This window comes from Ruegeria sp. F11 (assembly GCF_056533855.1).
The window spans coordinates 176,031-196,453 of sequence record NZ_JBQFOW010000007.1 but is presented as its reverse complement, the minus strand read 5'-3'; the positions used below and the strand labels follow the sequence as shown (position 1 = coordinate 196,453).

Below are 20,423 nucleotides of genomic sequence, written 5' to 3'. Positions count from 1 at the left end.
TCAGGCATCGCAAGTCAGGACTGGGTGCGCAACCAGTCCATCACCGCCGGACGTACAGATTGTTCCCCGCGATGGCGGGCGCCGGCGATGATCTTGCGCACATCCTGCAGGTTCGAACGTAGCAAAAGGCTTTTAACCGGCCCAATGGACGCCGGGCGCATCGACAGGGTTCGAATGCCCATCGCGGCCAGACACAACGCCTCGACCGGGCGGCCCGCGTCTTCGCCGCAGAAGCTGAGCGGCGTGTCCGAGATATCGCAGCGTTCCACGATCCGTTCGATGAAGCTCAGGAAACTGACATTCAGCGTATCATACCGGCGACGCACCAGTTCGTTTTCCCGGTCGGCGGCGAAGAAGAACTGTTTCAGGTCGTTGCCGCCGATCGAGATAAAGCCCACCTCGTCAAAAAACTTCTGCGGTGCGAAGCCCAGTGAGGGAGTTTCCAGCATCGCCCCGACCTCAAGCGTTTCGGGCAGGACGTGGCCCAGTCGCCGTTCACGCTCGATGGTCTTCTTGACCTCCCACCGCGCCTCGCGGAATTCATCGGCTTGGGCAACGAAGGGGAACATGATGGTCAGCGGACGGCCATTTGCGGCACGGAGCAGCGCCTGCAGTTGCATCCGCATGACACCGCGTTTGTCCAGACCGACTCGGATCGCGCGCCAGCCCAGCGCCGGGTTCGGTTCGGCCACATGTTTCATATAGGGCAAAACCTTGTCCGACCCGATATCGAGCGTGCGGAATACCACCCGCTTACCGCCTGCGGCATCCAGCACGCGCTGATATTGCGTCACAAGCTCGGACCGTTTGGGCATCTGGTTGCGGATCAGAAATTGCAGTTCAGTCCGGAACAGGCCAACGCCCTCGGCTCCGGAATGTTCCAACGAGGGCAGATCGGCCATCAGACCCGCGTTCATCACAAGTTTGATCCGCGCCCCGTCGCGCGTCACGCAGGGCGTTTCCCGGATTGAGGCATAGCGTTCCTGCGCCTTGGCCTGCATCGCGATCTTGTCGCGGAAGGCGTTGACCACGGTGTCTTCGGGGCGCAGGTGGACAATACCCTGATCGCCATCGACCAGAATATGGTCGCCATTCAGCGCCTCGGTCGTGATCCGGCCCACATGCACCACCAGCGGAATGGCCAGCGCACGGGCCACAATGGTCGCATGGCTACCGACCGAGCCTTCTTCGAGCACGATGCCTTTCAGCGACCGGCCATATTCCAGCAAATCGCCGGGGCCGATATTGCGCGCGATCAGGATCGGGTCCGGCGGCAGATCGGCCCCGTTCGTGTTGCCCTGCCCGGTCAGAATGCGCAAAAGCCGGTTGGAGAGGTCATCCAAGTCGGCCAGACGTTCCCGCAGATAGGGGTCCGTCACCTGCCCCATACGCGCGCGCGCTTGGGATTGTTCTTTTTCCACCGCCGCCTCGGCGCTCAGGCCCAGGGCGATGTCCTCTTCCATCCGACGCATCCAGCCTTTGGAATTAGCGAACATCCGATAGGCTTCCAGAACCTGCAGTTGTTCCTTGTCGCCGCCCTGCGAGATTTCGAGCATTTTGTCGACACCGACACGCAGTTCCTCAACCGCCTCGGTCAGGCGTTCGCGCTCGCGATGCGGGTCTTCGGCAATCGGGTTGGTGACAACGACGCGGGGTTCGTGCAGCCAGACATGACCCTCGGCCGAGCCCTCCTGCGCCGGGCCGCCGCTAAGCTGGACCGACTGCTGGTGCAACGGCGACAGGGCCGCGCCTTCGCCGACAAACGCGCCCAGTTCGGCCATCTCGGCCAGAACCATGGCAACAACTTCCAGCGCGTATATCTCATCGGCTGAGAATTGGCGCGCCTCGCGGGACTGCACCACCAGAACGCCCAGCTTTTCGCCCAAGCGCTGAACCGGCACGCCAAGGAATGAGGAAAACCGCTCCTCCCCCGTTTCGGGCATATAGCGGAAGCCCTTGGCCGAGGGCGCGTCGGCGGTGTTCACCACTTTCCCGGATTGGGCGACACGGCCCACAAGCCCCTCGCCCAGACGCATCCGCGTCTTGTGCACCGCCTCAGGTGATAGACCTTCAGTTGCGCAAAGCTCCAGCGTGTCTTCGTCGCGGAACAGGTAGATCGAGCAGACCTCGGCCCGGATGCTGTCGGCAATCAGATGGGTGATCCGGTCAAGACGTTCCTGACCGGCGGCCTCGCTGGCCATCTCTTCGCGCAGCCGCCCCAGCAGCTTGCGGGATTCAGTTTCGGTGCCGTCCGCCATGGCCCACCCAAATTAGTGCGTCAGACGAGACCTTTGGCAGAAAATGCTCAGGCCGCCTTGTCCAGTTCAAAGGCATCATGCAGCGCCTGAACCGCAAGTTCCATGTATTTCCGATCAACAAGAACGGAAATTTTGATCTCGGAGGTTGTAATGACCTTGATGTTGATCCCCTCATCCGAGAGAATCCTGAACATCTTCGCCGCCACACCGGATTGCGATCGCATGCCGATCCCTACGACGGACACCTTACAGACGTCTTCGTCGGCGACCAGTTCCGCATAGTTCAGCTCGCCCTTTTCCTTGATCGCCAGCAGCGCTTTTTCGGCGCGCGTCACCTGATCCGTCGGGCAGGAAAAGGTCATATCCGTGCGCCCTTCGTCCGAGATGTTCTGGATGATCATATCGACATTGACACCCTCATCGCTGAGTGCGGTAAAGATGGTCGACGCGATGCCGGGGCGGTCGGCCACGGATACGACGGTCATCTTGGCCTCGTCGCGGGAATAGGCCACACCGGCTACTACATTGGATTCCATGATATCCTCCTCATCGACGACCAGCGTACCGGCCTCGTCGGATTGTTCTTCGAAACTTGAGAGCACGCGCAGTTTCACCTTGTACCGCATCGCCAGCTCGACCGAGCGGGTCTGCAGCACCTTGGCCCCCAGCGAGGCCAGTTCAAGCATCTCTTCAAACGAGATGCGGTCCAGCTTGCGCGCCTTGTCGCAAACGCGCGGGTCGGTGGTATAGACGCCGTCCACATCCGTATAGATATCGCATCGCTCGGCCCCGAACGCGGCGGCAAAAGCCACAGCAGTGGTGTCCGAACCGCCCCGGCCCAGCGTGGTGATGCGACCTTCGGGGCTGATGCCCTGAAAGCCCGCGACCACGGCGACCTTCATGCCCTCGTCGAATTTCTGGCTGATGTTGTCGGTCGGGATTTCCTCGATCCGGGCCTGAGAATGGGCGCTGGTGGTCATCAATGGCACCTGCCAACCCTGCCAACTGCGCGCGGGAACGTCCATTTCCTGCAGGGTCAGCGCCATCAGACCGGCGGTGACGTTCTCGCCCGAGGACACAACCGCATCATATTCGCGCGCGTCATACAAAGGTGAGGTTTCATCGACCCAACCGACCAACTCATTGGTCTTACCCGACATGGCCGAGACGATGACGATAACGTCGTATCCCTTGGCCACCTCAACACCTACGCGTTTCGCCGCGCGGCGGATGCGGTCAAGATTGGCAACCGATGTGCCACCGAATTTCATCACGAGTACGGGCATGGGGGCAAGTGTCTCCGCGCCTTGGATTTCTGGTTCTGAGCCTCTTATGCGAGGGGGGCCGCAAGAGCAAGGCGCAATGAAACCCCGCCCGAGCGACGGCGTGGCTTTACAATACGCGGGCGTGATGTCAGCTTACCCGCGAAATTCATCCAAGAGGTTGTTCATGCTCCGTTTTGCCGCCGCACTTGCCCTTATGTCATCCTCCGCTTTGGCGCAGGTCGCCAGCCTGACCGCAACTGATGGCCAGAACGCGCTTGGGACTGTTCCTTGCGCCGCAAATGCGGGCGATCCCCTGCAAAGCTGCAACGCGGAACTGCGCCGTCATGACGATGGCACCGCAACTCTGGCTGTGGCGATCGGGGCTGGAAACGTCCGCAACATTTATTTCAAGGATGGCGTGCCGGAATCCAGCAGTTCGGCATCGCAACTCACCCACGAGACCCGCGGCGATCTGATCGTCATCTTCGTCGAACCGGGTGAGGTCTATGAACTGCCCAAAGCAGCGCTGAACCCTCAGTAGGCGCGCCCGCTCCGGGTTTTCAAGCAATCCGAGTTGTCCAGCGGCGACGCGTCAAACCGTTCGCCCACGCCTGAGACCATCCGAATCCGCGATCAGCTTCGGTGCTCAAGATACACGGAGTTCAGTTTGTCTTTCTGCTGGGAATGAACGGTAGCGGTGCAACCGGGACGCCATCGTCGATCAGGGCCTTGGCCTCATCGGGTTTGGCTTCGCCATAGATCATGCGATCCGGGGCCTCGCCCAGATGAATCTTGCGCGCCTCGCTGGCAAAATCCTTGCCGACGTAATCCGAGTTCTCCTCGACCTTGCGGCGCAATTCTTCCAGAACTTTCTGCACCTCGGGCGACGGGGTTGCCACGCTGATTTCATCCGCCGCGGGCTGTGCCGCCTCGGGCTTCACCTTCGCGTTTCGGGCCGGACGCACGCGCGGAGTCATGATTGCCTTTTCGACATGCGCACAGCCGCAGACCGCACATGTCACCATGCCCGCAGCAGCCAGCTTGTCGTAGGCTTCAGCAGATTGGAACCAACTGTCGAAAGTGTGGCCTTCGCTGCATTTCAATGCGTACTGAATCATGTTCCGTCCAAAATGTCGGTTGCCGAATAGATACCGACCGGGTCACCAATATCAAGCCTGCCTGATGGCGCACTAGTTCGTATATGGCCGAAAACCGCGCAAAATTTCAGCAAGTTCCGGCGATCTGACCTTTTGCGCAGCCTTTTTAGGCGAAAACCACTTGCGTTTTCTCTCGCCTCGTTCCGGGAAATTCATAACCAGAGACTGCACATACAGGGGAAACACATCTACCAGACACAGCGCCGCACCCTTATTGGTGCGTTGTTTGAGATAGGCGTATTGGCCAAAAGCGCCTGCGCCGCACTGCCCTACGGCACCCGCTTCTTCCCAAGCTTCCTGCACAGCGGTCTGCGCCCGGCTTAGCCCCTCGATCAACCAGCCCTTGGGAACAATCCAGTGTCCCGACCGCCGTGTTGTGACCAAAAGAACCTCGGGCCGCCCTTGTTTAATGCGATAACACAAGGCACCCGATTGCGGCAAAACCGGCAGACTCCCGGATTTGAGCAATTGGTTGGGCGAAAGCCTTGCGTTCATACCGCCAAGACGCCTTTCGAATGGGATCAATGCCTGTCCACCAAACCGCTGTTTTTTTGAGCTATTTTGCGGTTGGCTAAGCAAAGCATACCACATGATGCGGAATCGGCCAAGGCGAACGATTGCGCGGGCGGTTCCGATTCACATACGAGCGGCCAGTTTCCTTACCAGATCGTCATGCGGAATATCGGCATCCATCGCCAGACGGCGCAGGCCAAAATGCACGCGCGCAATCTGTTGGTAATACTTGGTGTAGATATAATTTGTCCCACCGCCAGCAAGCGCGCCCAAAACGGGAACCGACTGCGCCGCCAGTTTCTGCCCAAGAACAATCGACAGACGCGGCGCAACGGCCGCGATCAACCGCTGCATCGCCGGTCCGGTAAGCGTGAGGCGCACGGAAAAGAACCCCAGATCAGCCCCGTCATCATAAGACAGTGGCCCAGCGGCTGACAGCACCTGAACGCAATCGAATTTCACATTTTCTTCTTCTGGATCAAAGCCTTCCCGTGCCGCCGCCCCCTGAATAGAGCGCAATAGCATTGTGGTTGTCGCCGGAAGCTCAACCAGCGCGGTTGAAACACCCCCCAACCCTCCGGCAGCGCCCATGGCGGTTGTGACGGCGGTATTCACCCAAGGTTGCTGGTCAGGCACGGCCCGACGGGACCCTTGCGCCGCATGAACGGCAAACCACAGCGCCTGCTCGGTCGCGCCGGTCAGGCCATTTCGCACTGGTTCCGGCAATTGTTCTAACAGAGATTCTGCCGACCCGCCCAGCCGGTTCAGCAATTTCACCCCCGCCCCACCGGCGGTTCGGTAATGTTCAGCCAGCCGGTCCAATTCGGCTTCGGCATCCACTTTGTCGACCAGAACAACGTCCTGCATACGCATCCTCCTGCCCTAAAGACATCGGCGCTGCGCGTCGCGGTTTCAATAGGTCAGCCGCCCCAGCGCGTGACCGGACCCCGGATTCCGGCCCATACACCAGGCTTCAGTTCCAACCCCAGAACCCGATCCGGGTTGGTGGGCGGAGGCATCTCAACCCCCGTTAACGGATAAAACCCGAATCTTTTGTAATAAGGCGCATCACCGACCAGCATGACCCGTTCCCAGCCTAATCCCCGACCGGCCTCGACCCCTTCGTGGATCAGATATCCGCCCAAGCCTTCGCCCTGATGGGTCGGGTGGACGGCAACTGGCCCCAGCAACAACGCATCATGATCTCCGACATGGACCGGCCAGAACCGGATCGCGCCCGCCAGAATACCCTGCCCATCCCGCGCCACCAGCGACAGATCGGCAACGGGCGGCACATCATCGCGCAAGCGGTACGAGGACAGTGCCTCGCGCCCCGGCGCAAAACACAGGTCGTAAAGCGCTTCGACCTCCCACCAATCGTCCGGCTTTTCCGGCATGATCCCGAACTGCTGCACGCCCGCCCTCTTTTCCTTGCTGGAATTCGCCCTAGCACTTCGATACGCCTTGGGCAAACGCTTGGAGTTCAGATGTTCTATCGCCCCGAAGACGGCCATGGATTGCCGCACAACCCGTTCAACGCCATCATCACACCGCGCCCCATCGGATGGATTTCAACCCGCGATGCAGAGGGAATCAACAATCTGGCACCCTATTCCTTCTTCAATGGGGTCGCCTACACGCCCCCGCAGGTCATGTTCGCCTCAACGGGCACGAAACACGACCAGGACGGCGGCAAAGACAGCATCGCCAATATCGAGGCTACGGGCGTGTTCTGCGTCAACGTCGTCGCCCACGCCCATCGCGACGCGATGAACGCCAGCTCCGAAGGCCTGCCCAAACATATCGACGAGTTCGCCCATGCTGGCCTGATCCCCGTGGATTGCGAAACCATACCCTGCGCCCGGATTAAGGGGGCTCCCGCGTCACTGGAATGCAAACTGACCCAAATCGTGACCCTACCCGGTGAGCACAACAGAGTGGTCTTTGGCGAGGTCACCGGCGTACATCTGCACGATGATCACCTGCGAGACGGTAAGTTCGACGTCACCTCGTTCCGACCGTTGGCGCGGCTGGGGTATCGGGACTATTCGGTTGTGAACGATCTGTTCAGCCTCAGCCGTCCGGACGACTGAGTACGCCGCACACTGGGGGCGCTGCCCCCGCCGCGGCAAGCCGCGACTCCCCCGAAGTATTTTTGAACAGAAGAAGCAGGGGATCCTTTCTTCATCTGTCTAAAAATATCCCGGAGCGCGAGGCAGAGCCTCGCAAATCCTCAGTGCCCGCCCAGAATGCCGGTGCGGACCGAGTAGTCCACGGCGATTTCGTAGTCCGGGTCGTCGTCACTATCGACCATCAGGTGCCCGGCCTTGTTCAGCAGCTTGTGGCAATCCCGGCTGAGGTGGCGCAGCATCACGCGCTTGCCCGCGGCCTCGTATTTTGCGGCAATGCTCTCGATCGCCTGCAGGGCCGACTGATCCACAACCCGGCTTTCGACGAAATCCACAATGACCGTTTCCGGATCATTGGCCACATCGAACAGTTCAACAAACCCTTCGGAGGAGCCAAAGAACAGCGGCCCCTGAATTTCGTAGACCTTCGCGCCCTTTTCAGTCTCGGACTCCCGTGTAACCGCATGGATGCGCTTGGCGTTGTTCCAGGCATAAGCCAGGGCCGAGACGATGACACCCACAACCACCGCAACCGCAAGGTCTTCCATCACGGTCACGACCGTCACCAGAACGATGACGAAAGCATCGGTCAACGGCACCTTGCGCATGATCTTGAACGAGTTCCAGGCGAAGGTCCCGATCACCACCATGAACATCACACCAACCAGCGCGGCCAGCGGGATTTGTTCGATCAGCGGCGAGGCGAACAGGATGAAGACCAGCAGGAACAGCGCCGCCGCGATCCCGGCAATCCGGGTGCGCCCGCCGGATTTCACGTTGATCATCGACTGACCGATCATAGCGCAGCCGCCCATACCTCCGAAGAACCCTGTCACGACGTTGGCTGCGCCCTGCGCGATGCATTCCTGAGACGCACCGCCCCGCTTTCCAGTCATTTCGCCCACAAGGTTCAGGGTCAGCAGCGATTCAATGAGGCCGATGGCGGCCAGAATGACAGCGTATGGCAAGATGATTTCAAACGTTTCCCAATCCAGCGGCACCATCGGAATGTGGAACGCAGGGAGCCCGCCTTCGATCGACGCCAAGTCACCAACCCGAGGCACGTCCAGCCCGAACCCAATCACCAGCGCCGCCACCACAACGATACCTGCCAGCGGTGCGGGGATGACGCGGGTGATGCGCGGCATGATCCAGATCACCGCCATGGTCAGGGCGACAAGGCCCAGCATAGTATAAAGCTGCATGCCCGACAGCCACTCTCCGCCACCCATTCCGTGGCCGGTGTTTTCCATTGTGCCGGGGACTTTGAACTGGCCCATTTGGGCCAGGAAAATCACGATGGCCAGACCGTTCACAAAGCCCAGCATGACCGGGTGCGGCACAAGGCGGATGAACCGGCCCCAGTGCATCGCCCCGGCGATCACCTGCAGGATGCCCATCAGAACAACGGTTGCGAAAAGGTACTCGACCCCGTGCTGCGCCACCAGCGCCACCATCACAACCGCCAGCGCCCCGGTCGCACCCGAGATCATGCCCGGACGCCCGCCGATCAGTGCGGTGATGAGACCGACCAGAAACGCCGCGTAAAGACCAACCAGCGGGTGCACGCCAGCCACAAAGGCAAAGGCCACGGCCTCGGGCACCAGCGCAAGGGCGACGGTCAGCCCTGACAAAAGCTCGATCCGCAGGCGGGACAGGGTCAGCCCCTCGTCCGGCGACCAGCGCAGATCGGGAATGGCAAGGCGATTGGCAAAGCTTGCCAGCAAGGCTCGGGGCATTGGACAGTCCTATAGGTCGGTGTGTTCGCGCGAAGGGGTCCTTGTAGCGACACGCCTGCAGTTGAGCCACCGCACCAAGCGGGATGCAGCCATGCGGCAGGCGCATAGCCGGCCCTCGCAACATCGTGACTTGTCGGTCGTCGCGCACACGGCAATTGTGGTGCATGCGCTGGATGCTCCTGTTTTTGCTAACCGCCCTGCCCGCATTTGCGCAGGATTTACAAGGCAATGACACGCCTGGAAACTGGCGCGTGACCCATCATCAGGTCTTCGGCATCTGGACCTCGATCTGCGATGAGCGCGAAGAGGACGGCGCATTACGGCAGCGTTGTTACATCCGACGGGTCGATGTTTTTTCGGGGCGGCCAGAATTCGCAGCGCAGTTCATGTTCATCACGCCCGAACCCGAAGGCACGAGGATTGAATTCGGGATGGAGCCGGGCACCCTGTTCTCTCCATCCGGGTTTCGCATTGATCAGGGGGATCAGGTCATCTGGCGCACCCGGCGACCGGGGTGTCTGACCGGTTTGAGTTGCGTGTTCGAGGGCGAAAGAGCGGAGGACATCATTGATGCCATGCAGACCGGCGACGCTTATCGCTTTGTGTTCAGAGATCGTCACGGTCAGTCCCGAGATTTAACTTGGCCGCTGGACGGGTTTGACAAAGCCTGGGCAGATTTCAACGCGCAAGCACAGGCGCGCAATCTGCCGGACCAGACCGAATAGCCCCCTTGCCAAAGCAGGGCCCAGACCACACAAATCTGTCACCACATATCCACGCGGAGGCGAAACAGTGACTCAGACCAAAATTGCCGTTATCGGCGGCTCGGGCATCTACGACATTGACGGGTTGGAAAATGCGGAATGGGTTACGGTCGAAACGCCTTGGGGCGCACCTTCGGACCAGATCCTGACCGGGTCGCTGGAGGGTGTCGAAATGGCATTCCTGCCGCGTCACGGGCGCGGGCATGTGCATTCGCCGACCGAGGTGCCCTATCGCGCCAACATTGACGCGCTGAAACGGCTGGGCGTGACGGATGTGATCTCGGTCTCGGCCTGCGGATCGTTTCGCGAGCACATGGCGCCGGGGGATTTCGTGATCGTGGATCAGTTCATCGACCGGACCTTTGCGCGCGAGAAGAGCTTCTTTGGCACCGGCTGCGTGGCGCATGTCAGCGTGGCCCACCCTACCTGCCCCCACCTGAGCGACGCGTGCGAGACGGCTGGCAAGGCGGCGGGGATCAACATCCATCGCGGCGGCACCTATCTGGCGATGGAGGGGCCGCAGTTTTCGTCATTGGCGGAATCGAAAATGTACCGCGAGCACTGGGGTTGCGACGTGATCGGCATGACCAATATGCCCGAGGCGAAACTCGCCCGCGAGGCTGAGCTTTGCTACGCCTCGGTCGCGATGGTCACGGATTACGACAGTTGGCACCCAGATCACGGCGAGGTCGATGTGACCGCCATCATCGCCACGCTGACCGGCAATGCCGAGAAAGCCCGTACGTTGGTCAAAGGCCTGCCCGCGCTGTTGGGGGCTGAGCGGGCCCCGTGCCCGCATGGTTGCGACCGGGCGCTGGAATACGCGATCCTCACCGCGCCTGAAAAGCGAGACCCGGCCTTGTTGGCCAAGCTGGATGCGGTGGCGGGGCGTATCCTCTGATCGACATCAGTGCTGTGGCAGGCTGGCCTGAACCTGCCGCCACAACCCGTGCGACCACAGGTCGTTATGGGTGCCGTCCGGGATCAGGAACAGTTGCACGTTGTCATCGGCCATCGCGGCTAAAGCCTCGCTATGCTGAACCGGGACCACGATATCGCCGGTGCCGTGGAAGATCAGCGTGGGCACTTCGACCTGGTCAATGACGTCGCGCGTGGCGAATTTATCCTGCATCAGCATGTTCACCGGCAGCCAGGGATAGCGTTCGCCCGCAACGTCAACGGTCGCAGTGAACGGAGCCTCAAGCACCAGAAGTTCTGCTGACGGGCGCTGCGCAGCGACGGCAGCAGCCACACCCGTTCCAAGGCTCTGACCATGCAGCACAACCGGCTTGCCCTGCTCGGTCAACCGGTCGAACAGTTCCAGACCGTCCGACACCAAGGCGACCTCGGACGGTTGGCCCTCACTTCCCGGAAACCCGCGATAGCTGGGGGCGAGCAACCCGTAACCGCTGTTAAGGATTTCCCGCATCCGGTCCGCGCGGTCGCCCAGATTGCCGCTTTGGCCGTGAAAGAACAAAACCGTGGGCGCGCCTTCGGCCACCGCAGGCGCGGACCATGCGGTCAGCACCACCCCGTCGGACATGGGTAGTGAAAGCACGTCGACATCCGACAGCCCCACCGCGCCGGGCTCGGGCAATTCGCCTGACGCTTTGAACAGCAAATCGCGCTGGTTCACGTACATGTACCCAACGGCGGCCACGTAAGCCAAAACGATCAGGGCCGTCAGGGTGTAGATGACCCGCAGAAAGCGCCGCGCACCGGACGCGCCGGGCCGGGAAAGCGCGTTTGGATAAACGTCTCGGGTCTGTGTCATCGAATCCTCCGCAACAGGTGGCTCTTATCAGACTGGGGACCATCGGCGCAGATTCAAGGATTATGCAGCAAGCTTAATCCGACCTTCAGGATTTCCGGGCAAACGCAAACGGCTTGACGCAGCGATGACTTCGGTGCTTGCTGCGGGGCGCACAACCGAGGATGACCCATGTCTTTCGAACTCTGGCTGGCCTTTGTGGCTGCATCGACCGCATTGCTGCTGATTCCGGGTCCCACGGTGTTGCTGGTTCTCAGCTATGCGCTGTCCAAGGGCCGCAGCGTTGCGGTCGCCTCGGCCACCGGGGTCGCGGTGGGAGATCTGGTGGCGATGACCGCATCATTGCTAGGGTTGGGCGCGCTGGTTCTGGCCTCGGCCACCCTGTTTTCCGTGCTAAAATGGGTCGGCGCGGCTTATCTGGTCTGGCTGGGGATCAAACTTCTACGCAGCGCGCCATCAAGCGGGCTGAGCGCTGTCGACACAGGCCGCGACGTGTCGGCGCGCAGCGTTTTCGGGCACGCAGCGGCAGTGACCGCGCTAAACCCGAAATCCATCGCCTTTTTCATCGCCTTCGTGCCGCAATTTCTGCGTCCGGCTGATCCCCTTGGCCCGCAATTCGCCATCCTGATCGCAACATTTGTCGGCCTGGCCTGGCTGAACGCCCTGGCCTATGCACTGCTGGCGGACCGTCTGCGCCGCATGATCGGGCGCGCCGGCTTAATCACCGCAATAACCCGCTTCGGCGGGTTGACTCTGATCGGAATGGGTGTGGCCACGGCTGTTCTGCGCCGCCCGGCCTGACTTAGTCTTCGGCGTTTTCTTTCATGAAACCGCGGATAAAGCGGCGGATTTCCCGCGCGGCTGAGGTATCCATCTCTCGGCACAGATCGACAAACGCATCACGTTCGTCTTTGTCCAACCGCAGGACTAACTGACTGTTTTTCTTGGTAGACCCCTTGCCGTCTTTCTTTGCCACGCGCTTTGATCCCATTCAGCCCTTGTTTCTCACCTCTATGCTTTGTATATACATAGCATAGAGGTTGTAATTATCGGGCCCTAACAAATAATAAGGAACAAGGCAATGAATCTTCATGTCGCTCAGGCATTTCTTTTGCGAGATCAACGCAATTGGCGCAAACCGCACCTGTCGTGGCTGCCCGCCACGCTGTATCGTTACTACGGTCTGCCAAACGCTATTCCGAAACGTCGCAAGTAATCGCCGACAATCAATCCTTGCATGACTGACCCCGATGGGCCACACACCTGCGTGTTGTGACGCCAGAGGGGTTGGCCATGTCCAGAAACAAGTCGGTCAAGGATTACATCCGCACCATCGTTGATTTCCCGCACGAGGGGATCATGTTCCGGGACGTCACCACCCTGTTCGCCGACCCGCGCGGGTTTCGCATGGCCATCGACCAGATGCTGCATCCTTACGCGGGCGAGCGGATCGACAAGGTGGTCGGGCTCGAGGCTCGTGGCTTCATTCTGGGCGGTGCCATCGCGCATCAGCTGAGCGTGGGTTTCGTGCCCATCCGCAAGAAAGGCAAGCTGCCCGGCACCACGATCAGTCAGGACTACAAGCTGGAATACGGCGAGGCCATCGTGGAAATCCACGATGACGCCATCATGCCCGGCGAGAAAATCCTTGTGGTCGACGATCTGCTCGCCACCGGCGGCACCGCCGAAGCCGGGATCAAACTGATCGAACGTCTGGGCGGCGAGATCATGTCATGCTCTTTCATCATCGACCTGCCCGAGCTTGGGGGCCGCAAAGTGCTGGAGGATATGGGCATGGATGTTCACGTCCTGTGCGAATTCGAGGGGCTCTGACCGCATCGCGTTCACAAATTCGTGATTGGAAATCTACCGCTCCGGCGGCTTAGCGCTGCGCGACCCGCTTTCAAACTGAATTCCCCCACACGGCCAGTGATCTTTTTGCGATAACCCTCCGTACCCCAAGAGATGCTGCATAAAGCATTTCAACTTATGGGAGATACCACATGTTCCGCAAATTCGCCGCCGCCAGTGTCGCGACCCTTCTTCTCAGCACCTCTGTCATGGCCGACGGTCACGGCAAGGACATCGTCGATACGGCTGTCGCGGCCGGAGATTTTGAAACCCTCGTCGCAGCGGTCCAGGCGGCTGAACTGGTCGACACGCTGAAGGGCGAAGGCCCGTTCACCGTGTTTGCCCCAACCGACGCAGCCTTTGCCGCCCTGCCCGAGGGCACGGTTGAAAACCTGCTGAAACCTGAAAACAAGGACCAGTTGGTCGCGATCCTGACCTATCACGTTGTTCCGGGCAAAGTGATGTCCGGGGACCTGTCTGACGACATGACCGCAGCCACCGTTCAGGGCGGCGACATCACCGTCGATCTGGATTCGGGCGTCATGATCAACGACGCCAATGTGGTTCAGGCCGATATCGAAACCAAGAATGGCGTGATCCACGTGATCGACAAGGTGATCCTGCCTGCGTCTTAAGGCGCCACCGGAACACGGCCCGTCCGGGCCGTGTTCACCCCTTCAATACGGCTCCGGGATTCATGATTCCCTTCGGATCAAGCGCGGCCTTTATCGCACGCATGGCGCTCAGCTTGGTCGGGTCACCGTATTTCTCCAGATCCTCGGTTTTCAGACGCCCCACCCCGTGCTCGGCGCTGACAGAGCCCTTGAACTCATGCACCAGATCATAGACGGCATGCTGGATCGCGGCGCGTTTATCATCGAATTCCGCCCTGTTGAAACCGCGCGGCGGAAACACATTGTAGTGCAGATTCCCATCGCCAACATGCCCGAAACAGTTGATCCGAAACGGGCCGATCGCGCGGACGGCCTCCGCCCCGCACCGGATGAACTCGGGGATTGCTGAGATCGGGACTGAGATATCGTGGCTTGAAACCGACCCAATCAGGCGGTTCGCCTCGGGGATACGCTCGCGCACCGCCCACAGGTCAGCGCGCTGCGCCTCGCTCTGGGCAATGACACCGTCGTTGATCAAACCCTTCGCATCGGCGGCGGCATAGATCGCCTCCAGAGCATCCGCAGGCGACTGACCGACAGACAGGCCAAGCTCGACCAGAACGCACCAGTCGGGTTGCACGTCGAAAGGCTGCCGAACATCCGGCAAAACCTCGGTCAGAAATTCCAACCCCTGCCGATTGATCAGTTCGAACGAACTGACAGTCTCGCCCACAAGATCGCGGGCCAGAGCCAGCAGGTCGATGGCCGCCTCAGCCGAGGTCACTCGAAACATCGCCGTCCCAACCGCCGCAGGGCGCGGGTACAGTTTCAGCGCGGCGGCTGTGATAATCCCCAACGTCCCTTCGGACCCGATCAGCAGATTGCGCAGATCGTAGCCCGTATTGTCCTTCCGCAACCGGCTGAGACCGTGCCAGATTTCGCCATTCGGCAGCACCGCCTCAAGCCCCAGACACAAATCCCGCGCATTGCCGTAACGCAGAACGTTGACCCCACCGGCATTGGTCGCAAGGTTGCCACCAATCCGGCACGAGCCCTGCGCCGCCAGCGACAGGGGGAACAAGCGATCCGCCGCCTCTGCCGCAGACTGAACGTCGGATAGAATCGCACCTGCCTCGGCGACCAGAACGTTCTCGGTCGGGTAGACGGCGCGGATGGCCGTCATCCGTTCCAGCGATATCAACGACGGTGCCGGGCCATCGGTCATCACCTGCCCGCCCACCAGACCAGTGCCACCGCCGTAAGGCACGACCGGCACGCGAGCATCCGAAGCCAGCCGGACAAGCGCCGCAACCTCCTCGACCGTGCGTGGCGAGGCCAGCACGCCCACATGACCCGCAAACCGGTTGCGCGGCTCGGTCAAATACCGCTCGGCAACCGGGCGCAGAACATCACCCCCCAGCTGCGAGCGGATCAAATCGGCGAAACTGTCATCGGCGGGGTTCAGGCTCATACCCCTTCATGGCCCAACGCAACGGACGCCGACAAGCCCTATTCCAGATCAATCAGATAGCGCGGCTCCAGCACGACCACCGTTGGCCGGTCGGGCAAGGTACGTAGCGAGACGGTGATTTCCGACACGCCCTCACGTTCCACCGGAAAATCGTTCCGGATATCGACCAGAAACCGGTCCAGCGAAAAACCGGAAAACCAGTGCATCGGGATGATAACCGAGCTTTTGAGCCGCCTGAGAACCGAGATCATCTCGGGCAGAGGCATTGTCGTACCACCATCCACCGCTGCCATCACCACATCCAGCCGTCCCAGTGCGGCGAATTGCTCGTCTGACGGAACATGATGCAGATGGCCCAAATGGCCGATGCAAAGGCCCTCAACCTCGAACACGAAGATCGAATTCCCACGCTCCTCGACCCCGCCATAGACCGAGCGGATATCGGTCGAGACGTTGCGTACCAGCATCTCACCCAGATCGAGGTAATGATCGATCCCCTGCCCAAACTCGCCCCACCCCGGCAACACATGCGGGATGGCTGGATCGGGATGAGCCGTCCAATGGGTGGAATGGGCGTGGTTCATCGTCACCACATCCGGAATCAGATCGGCGCTGCCGATGAACCCGGTGAAATCGGTGACCGCATTTAACCCGCCTTGCGTCTGGATCATGAAAGAGGCATGAGCGATGTAACTGATCCGCACCGAAAACTCCGGCACCGGGTCCTGCCACGCCGCCTTATGCAGGTATTCGATCCCCGGTGCGGCATCCGCGATGGCGATACAATGGCTCGGCCGCCGCTCCTGCGCCGCAGCCCCGCCCGAGATCACCATCAATGCCGCAACCAACCAGCGCATGACCAGAGTGTAGCGCATCCCGCCGCCAAGTCATGCCCCTTGTTCATCTGGCCAAAAATATCCCGGGGGAGTCGCGGCTTGCCGCGACGGGGGCAGAGCCCCCTACCCCGCGTCCGTTTTACCCCGCCGATCCGACCGCAAGCTGGCGTATAACACGTGTGTCCGCCACCGCCCGTTGATTTGCAGATAAGACTGCGCGACGCCCTCGTATTTGAAGCCAGAGCTTTCGAGCAACCCCCGCGAGGCCGCGTTTTCCGGCAGGCAAGCGGCCTCGATCCGGCTCAGGTCCAGACGGGTGAAGGCGTGGTGAACCACGGCTCCGATGGCCTCGCGCATGTAACCCTGACGGGCAAAGGCCTGACCGGTCCAATACCCCAGCGTCCCCGCCTGTGCAGGTCCGCGACGAACATTGTCCAGCGTTATCGCACCCACCAACACATCGTCCGAGCGGCGGAACAGGAACAGCGGGATTGCTGTGCCCCCGGCGACCGAGCGTTGCGCCCAGTAGACCCGGTTGGTGAATGACTTCCGGCTCAGGTGATCCTTGGCCCAGATCGGCTCCCACGGGGTGAGGTAGTCTTTGGACGCCCGCCGCAGCGCCGCCCATTCATTGAAGTCGGAATGGATGGGCGGGCGCAAGCTCAGGCGCTCGGTTTCGAGTTTCAGCTTGCGTCGGCCCAGAAGCATCACGCCGCGCGCCTCTCCTGCAATTCCGCCAGTGAGGGCGCGCCCGACACCGGGCCATAAAGTGCCAGCGCCGCCGGGGCCTGTACCGCCATGGTTTCAGCAAAGGCCAGAACATCCCTGGTGGTAACAGCGTCGATCTTGGCCACCGTATCCTCAAGCGAGGGCACACGTCCCCAGATCTGCACCAGCCGCGCCAGCCGTTCCGCCCGGTTCGAGGGGCTTTCCAGCCCCATCAGCATCCCCGCTTTCATCTGCGCACGCGCGCGGGCGACCTCTTCGGCGCTCATGTCTTCGGCGGCGCGCTTCATCTCATCGATGGTGATGGTCGCCAATTCGCCGACCTGATCGGCGGACGTACCCGCATAGATCGTGGTCGTCCCGGTATCGGCATAAGCCCCGGTCTGCGCAAAGATCGTATAGCACAACCCGCGCGACTCGCGCACTTCCTGAAACAGGCGCGAGGACATGCCACCACCCAAAGCGGTGGAATAAATCTGCGCCGTATAGATCGCATCGTCGCGATAACCGGGGCTTTCCAGCGCCAGCGCAAAATGCGCCTGTTCCAGCTCTTTCTCCTGCCGCGCTTCGCCACCGGTGAAACGGGCGGTTTCCGGGATCAGACCTTTGCGCGGTTGCAGATGGCCAAACATCTCTTCGGCCATCTTCATCAGCGCGTCATGATCCACGGCACCGGCCGCAGACAGGATCATCTGGTCGGGGCCATAATGCTCGGCCACAAAGCCCGACAGGTCTTCGCGCGAGAACGCGCTGACCCGCTCGGTCGGGCCCAGAATGGTGCGACCAAGGGGTTGGTCGTGATAGCTCTGCTCTTGCAGCCAGTCAAAGATCACATCATCGGGCGTGTCATAGGCCTGACCGATTTCCTGCAGGATCACGCCGCGCTCAACTTCGATCTCGCGCGGATCGAAGATCGGGTTCAGAACGATGTCGCCGATCACATCCATCGCCAGCGCCACGTCGTCCTTCAGAACGCGCGCGTAATAGGCCGTCACCTCGCGCGAGGTATAGGCGTTGATATAGCCGCCCACATCCTCGATCGCCTCGGCGATTTGCAGCGCTGTCCTCCGCTCGGTTCCCTTGAACGCCATATGCTCAAGGAAATGCGCAATGCCGTTCTGTTCGATCCGCTCGTTCCGCGCACCGGCGGTCACCCAGATGCCGATGGCCGCCGATTGCAGCCCCGGCATGTGTTCACTGACGATACGAAATCCGTTCTTCAGCTGGTCTTGTCTGACTGTCACTCAGCGATGTGCCTTCTGATATGATCCTCAAGGGCCCCCAGATCGTTGGCAATGCGGGTCACCCGTTCGGGACGTTCATACAGATCAGACATGCGGGATGGAAGGGGGGCATGTTCACCGCTTGCCTTCTCGACCGCCGCCGGGAATTTCGCCGGGTGCGCGGTGGCCAGAGTGACCATCGGCACCTCTGCCGTGCGGTGATCCTCACCAACCTTGATCCCAATGGCCGAGTGCGGGCAGACCAGTTCAGCGCTGTGCGCCAGCGTGTGCTTGATCGTCTCCAACGTTTCATCCTCGGACACGCGCCCCGAGTCGAAGCTTTCGCGCAGGGCATCCATCGCGCCTTGGCTGACGTTGAAGCCGCCGGTCTTGAGCTCATCCATTAGCTGCGCCACGGCTGAACCATCCTCGCCATAGACATAGTACAGTGCGCGTTCAAAGTTCGAACTGACCTGAATATCCATCGACGGGCTGATCGAGGGGATGGTTTCGCCCTTGAAATACCCCTCACCCGACAAGCACCGGTGCAGAATGTCGTTCTGGTTGGTCGCCACGACCAGACGGTCGATGGGCAGGCCCATACGTTTGGCCAGATAGCCCGCGAAGATGTCGCCAAAGTTGCCGGTCGGCACCGTAAAGCTGACCTTGCGGTGCGGCGCGCCGAGGCTGACGGCCGCCGAGAAGTAATACACGATCTGCGCCAGCACCCGCGCGAAGTTGATCGAGTTCACACCGGCCAGCTTCACCCCATCGCGGAAGTCGAAATCGTTGAACATATCCTTCAACGCAGCCTGACAATCGTCGAAATCCCCATCCACGGCCAGCGCGTGCACGTTACTGTCGGCGGGCGTCGTCATCTGACGGCGCTGCACCTCGGAGACACGACCATGCGGGAACAGGATAAACACATCCACCGCGTCCAGCCCGCGGAACGCCTCGATCGCAGCTGATCCTGTGTCACCACTGGTCGCGCCCACAATAGTCACACGGTCATTGCGCCGTTTCAGGGCCACCTGAAACAGCTGACCGATCAGCTGCATGGCGAAATCCTTGAAGGCCAGCGTCGGCCCGTGGAACAACTCCAGCAGGAAGTGGTTCTCGTTCAGCTGCTTCAGCGGCGCGCGGGCGTCGTGGCCGAACCCAGAATAAGCGCGGGTGATGATGTCCTTGAACTCATCTTCGGTGAACGAGCCGCTGACATAGGGCCACATCACCCGAAACGCGATCTCTTCATAGGGCAGACCGGCCAAAGCGGCGATCTCGTCATGGCTCATCACCGGGATCTCGGCAGGCAGGTACAGACCGCCGTCGCGGGCCAGCCCGGTCAGCATCGCTTCTTCAAAGGTCAGTTCGGGCGCTTGGCCTCGGGTCGAGATATATTTCATGTCGCTTCACTCTCAGACGGGGCGCGGCTGCGCCACAGGAAATATGCGGTCATCGCGGCCCAGACCAAGGCCAGACCAAACCATGTGATTGCGTATTGCAGGTGATCGTTCGGGATGCCTGCCGTATCCACAGGCAGAGGGGTCACGCCCGGATCGGTTTCAGACCGGGCGATCAGCAGAATGGGCTCGGCCCCCAACGCAGCGGCCAGATTGGGCACGTCGCGGGCGAACCAGATGTTGCTGTCGATGTCCGGCTCAGGCGTGTAGCTGTCGATCTCGTCGGGCCAGTGCAGGTTGCCGGTGACCTCCATCGGACCGGTCTGCCGCTCGGCCTGCTTCGCGGTCGTCGGCACAAAGCCACGATCCACCAGAATGCTCCGGTCTTCGGTGCTGAAGGATTGAATGATCCGGTACCCCGCACCGACCTGTTTGACCGACACCAGAACGTGAATCTCCCCGGGCTCCATCTCGCCCGAAACGATGACCGGAAGGTATTTGTCCGCGCCCTCGGACACCGCTGATGGCAGGGCGATCGGGTCAGCAGAAATCCGACTATCGATCTCGGCCAGCACAGCCTGTTTCCACCCAAGCCGCTGCACTTGCCACACGCCCAGCGACAACAGCACGCCCAGACCGGCAAGGCCGAAGATCAGCAGGAACAGAGTGCGGCGCATGGACGATCATACCTCGTTGCAGGAAC

At 60.8% G+C, this 20,423-nt stretch carries 22 protein-coding genes; 7 read left to right on the top strand and 15 right to left on the bottom strand.

Going from position 1 to position 20,423, the window contains the following annotated elements:
• Positions 1-14: 14 nt before the first annotated feature.
• Positions 15-2,258 (bottom strand): phosphoenolpyruvate--protein phosphotransferase, encoded by a 2,244-nt coding sequence (gene ptsP / locus ACR0NJ_RS11485; RefSeq protein WP_480817265.1) that lies wholly within the window; start codon positions 2,256-2,258, stop codon positions 15-17.
• Positions 2,259-2,305: 47 nt separating this feature from the next.
• Positions 2,306-3,544 (bottom strand): aspartate kinase, encoded by a 1,239-nt coding sequence (locus ACR0NJ_RS11480; RefSeq protein WP_480817264.1) that lies wholly within the window; start codon positions 3,542-3,544, stop codon positions 2,306-2,308.
• 163 nt (positions 3,545-3,707) lie between these two features.
• Here ACR0NJ_RS11480 and ACR0NJ_RS11475 point away from each other — a divergent pair, with 163 nt between their 5' ends.
• The gene (locus ACR0NJ_RS11475) at positions 3,708-4,064 is read left to right on the top strand and encodes a hypothetical protein (RefSeq protein WP_480817263.1); all 357 of its coding nucleotides are present in this window, start codon (positions 3,708-3,710) and stop codon (positions 4,062-4,064) included.
• 121 nt (positions 4,065-4,185) lie between these two features.
• Here ACR0NJ_RS11475 and ACR0NJ_RS11470 read toward each other — a convergent pair whose 3' ends face one another.
• The 4 genes from ACR0NJ_RS11470 to ACR0NJ_RS11455 form a co-directional block, all read right to left on the bottom strand.
• Positions 4,186-4,641 carry a DUF1178 family protein gene (locus ACR0NJ_RS11470; protein ID WP_480817262.1) on the bottom strand — a complete coding sequence of 152 codons (456 nt, stop codon included), beginning with the start codon at positions 4,639-4,641 and terminating at the stop codon, positions 4,186-4,188.
• A 72-nt stretch (positions 4,642-4,713) separates the two neighbouring features.
• Entirely contained in the window at positions 4,714-5,271 is a 558-nt protein-coding gene (locus tag ACR0NJ_RS11465; RefSeq protein WP_480817261.1) for an NUDIX hydrolase, read from the bottom strand.
• Between the two features lie 45 nt (positions 5,272-5,316).
• Positions 5,317-6,060 carry an EcsC family protein gene (locus ACR0NJ_RS11460; protein WP_480817260.1) on the bottom strand — a complete coding sequence of 248 codons (744 nt, stop codon included), beginning with the start codon at positions 6,058-6,060 and terminating at the stop codon, positions 5,317-5,319.
• Between the two features lie 53 nt (positions 6,061-6,113).
• Positions 6,114-6,590: a GNAT family N-acetyltransferase gene (locus ACR0NJ_RS11455; RefSeq protein WP_480817344.1), complete on the bottom strand. Its 477-nt coding sequence runs from the start codon at positions 6,588-6,590 to the stop codon at positions 6,114-6,116.
• Between the two features lie 90 nt (positions 6,591-6,680).
• On the opposite strand from ACR0NJ_RS11455, the gene ACR0NJ_RS11450 reads away from it, so the two are divergent.
• Positions 6,681-7,286 carry a flavin reductase family protein gene (locus tag ACR0NJ_RS11450; RefSeq protein WP_480817259.1) on the top strand — a complete coding sequence of 202 codons (606 nt, stop codon included), beginning with the start codon at positions 6,681-6,683 and terminating at the stop codon, positions 7,284-7,286.
• A gap of 140 nt (positions 7,287-7,426) precedes the next feature.
• Here the strand turns inward: ACR0NJ_RS11450 and ACR0NJ_RS11445 are convergent, their stop codons facing one another.
• Positions 7,427-9,061, bottom strand: coding sequence for a SulP family inorganic anion transporter (locus ACR0NJ_RS11445; protein WP_480817258.1), 1,635 nt, complete (start codon positions 9,059-9,061; stop codon positions 7,427-7,429).
• A 164-nt stretch (positions 9,062-9,225) separates the two neighbouring features.
• On the opposite strand from ACR0NJ_RS11445, the gene ACR0NJ_RS11440 reads away from it, so the two are divergent.
• On the top strand, positions 9,226-9,786 hold the full coding sequence (locus ACR0NJ_RS11440; RefSeq protein ID WP_480817257.1) for an invasion associated locus B family protein: 561 nt from the start codon (positions 9,226-9,228) through the stop codon (positions 9,784-9,786).
• Between the two features lie 67 nt (positions 9,787-9,853).
• Positions 9,854-10,726 (top strand): S-methyl-5'-thioadenosine phosphorylase, encoded by an 873-nt coding sequence (locus ACR0NJ_RS11435; RefSeq protein ID WP_480817256.1) that lies wholly within the window; start codon positions 9,854-9,856, stop codon positions 10,724-10,726.
• A 6-nt stretch (positions 10,727-10,732) separates the two neighbouring features.
• On the opposite strand, the gene ACR0NJ_RS11430 is transcribed toward ACR0NJ_RS11435, so the two are convergent.
• Positions 10,733-11,599: an alpha/beta hydrolase gene (locus ACR0NJ_RS11430; RefSeq protein WP_480817255.1), complete on the bottom strand. Its 867-nt coding sequence runs from the start codon at positions 11,597-11,599 to the stop codon at positions 10,733-10,735.
• A gap of 168 nt (positions 11,600-11,767) precedes the next feature.
• Here ACR0NJ_RS11430 and ACR0NJ_RS11425 point away from each other — a divergent pair, with 168 nt between their 5' ends.
• A complete protein-coding gene (locus ACR0NJ_RS11425) occupies positions 11,768-12,397 on the top strand; it encodes a LysE family translocator (RefSeq protein WP_480817254.1) in 630 nt (209 codons plus the stop codon).
• Position 12,398: 1 nt separating this feature from the next.
• On the opposite strand, the gene ACR0NJ_RS11420 is transcribed toward ACR0NJ_RS11425, so the two are convergent.
• On the bottom strand, positions 12,399-12,572 hold the full coding sequence (locus tag ACR0NJ_RS11420) for a hypothetical protein (protein WP_480817253.1): 174 nt from the start codon (positions 12,570-12,572) through the stop codon (positions 12,399-12,401).
• A 317-nt stretch (positions 12,573-12,889) separates the two neighbouring features.
• On the opposite strand from ACR0NJ_RS11420, the gene ACR0NJ_RS11415 reads away from it, so the two are divergent.
• Both ACR0NJ_RS11415 and ACR0NJ_RS11410 read left to right on the top strand, forming a co-directional pair.
• Positions 12,890-13,429 (top strand): adenine phosphoribosyltransferase, encoded by a 540-nt coding sequence (locus tag ACR0NJ_RS11415; RefSeq protein ID WP_480817252.1) that lies wholly within the window; start codon positions 12,890-12,892, stop codon positions 13,427-13,429.
• A gap of 170 nt (positions 13,430-13,599) precedes the next feature.
• On the top strand, positions 13,600-14,082 hold the full coding sequence (locus tag ACR0NJ_RS11410) for a fasciclin domain-containing protein (protein WP_480817251.1): 483 nt from the start codon (positions 13,600-13,602) through the stop codon (positions 14,080-14,082).
• 34 nt (positions 14,083-14,116) lie between these two features.
• Here the strand turns inward: ACR0NJ_RS11410 and ACR0NJ_RS11405 are convergent, their stop codons facing one another.
• From ACR0NJ_RS11405 to ACR0NJ_RS11380, 6 genes are all read right to left on the bottom strand, one after another.
• Entirely contained in the window at positions 14,117-15,532 is a 1,416-nt protein-coding gene (locus tag ACR0NJ_RS11405) for an FAD-binding oxidoreductase (protein WP_480817250.1), read from the bottom strand.
• A 38-nt stretch (positions 15,533-15,570) separates the two neighbouring features.
• Positions 15,571-16,389, bottom strand: coding sequence for an MBL fold metallo-hydrolase (locus ACR0NJ_RS11400; RefSeq protein ID WP_480817343.1), 819 nt, complete (start codon positions 16,387-16,389; stop codon positions 15,571-15,573).
• A 102-nt stretch (positions 16,390-16,491) separates the two neighbouring features.
• The gene (locus ACR0NJ_RS11395) at positions 16,492-17,076 is read right to left on the bottom strand and encodes a GNAT family N-acetyltransferase (protein WP_480817342.1); all 585 of its coding nucleotides are present in this window, start codon (positions 17,074-17,076) and stop codon (positions 16,492-16,494) included.
• Entirely contained in the window at positions 17,076-18,338 is a 1,263-nt protein-coding gene (locus ACR0NJ_RS11390) for a M16 family metallopeptidase (protein WP_480817249.1), read from the bottom strand. Before ACR0NJ_RS11390 ends, ACR0NJ_RS11395 begins: the two co-directional genes overlap by 1 nt.
• Positions 18,335-19,723, bottom strand: a complete 1,389-nt coding sequence (thrC, locus tag ACR0NJ_RS11385; RefSeq protein ID WP_480817248.1) for a threonine synthase — start codon at positions 19,721-19,723, stop codon at positions 18,335-18,337. Before thrC ends, ACR0NJ_RS11390 begins: the two co-directional genes overlap by 4 nt.
• Entirely contained in the window at positions 19,720-20,397 is a 678-nt protein-coding gene (locus tag ACR0NJ_RS11380; RefSeq protein ID WP_480817247.1) for an SURF1 family protein, read from the bottom strand. Before ACR0NJ_RS11380 ends, thrC begins: the two co-directional genes overlap by 4 nt.
• Between the last annotated feature and the right edge of the window lie 26 nt (positions 20,398-20,423).